Origin of the sequence: Streptomyces sp. NPDC088354 (genome assembly GCF_044753585.1) — a bacterium.
In the GTDB taxonomy this organism is placed as follows: domain Bacteria; phylum Actinomycetota; class Actinomycetes; order Streptomycetales; family Streptomycetaceae; genus Actinacidiphila.
The window spans coordinates 1-1469 of sequence record NZ_JBIVNJ010000164.1 but is presented as its reverse complement, the minus strand read 5'-3'; the positions used below and the strand labels follow the sequence as shown (position 1 = coordinate 1469).

At 67.9% G+C, this 1469-nt stretch carries 1 protein-coding gene; it reads left to right on the top strand.

The features are described from left to right. Positions 1-42: 42 nt before the first annotated feature. Positions 43-1281 (top strand): IS4 family transposase, encoded by a 1239-nt coding sequence (locus ACIP98_RS42495; RefSeq protein ID WP_401982251.1) that lies wholly within the window; start codon positions 43-45, stop codon positions 1279-1281. Positions 1282-1469: the final 188 nt, after the last annotated feature.

Here is a 1469-nt window from a genome sequence, read left to right as displayed (position 1 = left end):
CAATACCGGTGACTTTGAGGGCTTCTATGTCGTTGTGTGGGTGTGCCAAGGCCCGGACAGGTGAAGTCGTCAGATGGTGAGCGGTTGTCGGATCGGATCGCGCTTGGGGTTTTGACGCGTGCGTTTCCACCCGAGTTGGTTGATGAGGTGGTTGCGGAGTGCGGGCGGGTCGAGCAGCGCCGCCGGTTGCTGCCGGCGCGGGTGGTGGTCTATTTCGTGCTGGCGATGTGCTTGTTCTCGGGGCAGGGCTATGAGGAGGTCGCTAGGCTGCTGACCTGCGGACTTGAACACGAGCGACGCTGGGATAGCACGTGGCGGGTGCCGTCGACGGCGGCCGTCGGCCGGGCTCGTCTGCGCCTGGGTCCCGAACCTCTGAAGGCGTTGTTCGCGAGGGTATGCCGTCCGGTGGCAGCCGAGGCGACGCCTGGGGCCTGGTATGGCCGTTGGCGGTTGGTCGCGGTGGACGGGACCACCTTCGACCTGCCCGACACCGAGGCCAATGGGGCCTTCTATGGCCGTCCGGGGTCGTCGCGCGGTCAGCGGCGGGGGGCCTTTCCCCAGGCCAGGGTGGCCGCGCTCGTCGAATGCGGCACCCACGCGGTCTTCGCCGCCGAGGTGGGGCCACTGGCCGAGCACGAGACAGTGCTGGCCCGGCGCCTGTTCGACTGCCTGTCGACGGGGATGCTGATGCTGGCCGACCGCGGCTTCGCCGGGGCCGACTTGTGGCGGGCGGCCACCGCCGGAGGCGCCGATCTGTTGTGGCGGGTGAAGAGCAGCGCGGTCCTGCCCGTGGTCAAGGCCCTTCCGGACGGCTCCTACCTGTCGGAGATCGTTGCGGCGCGGGACAAGAACCGCCGTGCCGATCCGATCCCGGTTCGCGTCGTCGAGTACACCCTCGGCACCGGGTCCGACGGCACGGTCTACCGGCTGATCACCACCGTCCTCGACCCCAAGGACGCACCCGCAGCCGAGATGGCCGCGCTGTATGCCCAGCGGTGGGAGATCGAGACCACGCTGGATGAGATCAAGACCCACCAGGGCGGACCCCGCCTGGTCCTGCGATCCCAGCATCCCGCCGGCGCGGAACAGGAGATCTACGCGTTCCTGCTGGTCCACCACGCCCTGCGGGACCTGATGCACCACGCCGCACGGGACGAAGGATGCGATCCGGACAGGATCTCCTTCACCCGCACCCTGCGCGTCGTCCGCCGCCACCTCACCGGACAGGCGGCGCTTTCCCCCCTCACGACTCATCCGATCCCTGGCTCAAGCCCTGCGTGAGATCCGCGAACGGCTCCTGCCACCCCGGCGGCTACGGTCCAACCCCCGTGTGATCAAACGCAAGATGGCCAACTGGAAACTCAAACGGACCGAACACCAGCGGCCACCCAGCCCCGAGACACCAACCGTCACCATCTCCAAGCCGACCAGAACGCACCCGACTCGCAGGAAAGATCCTTAAATCACCG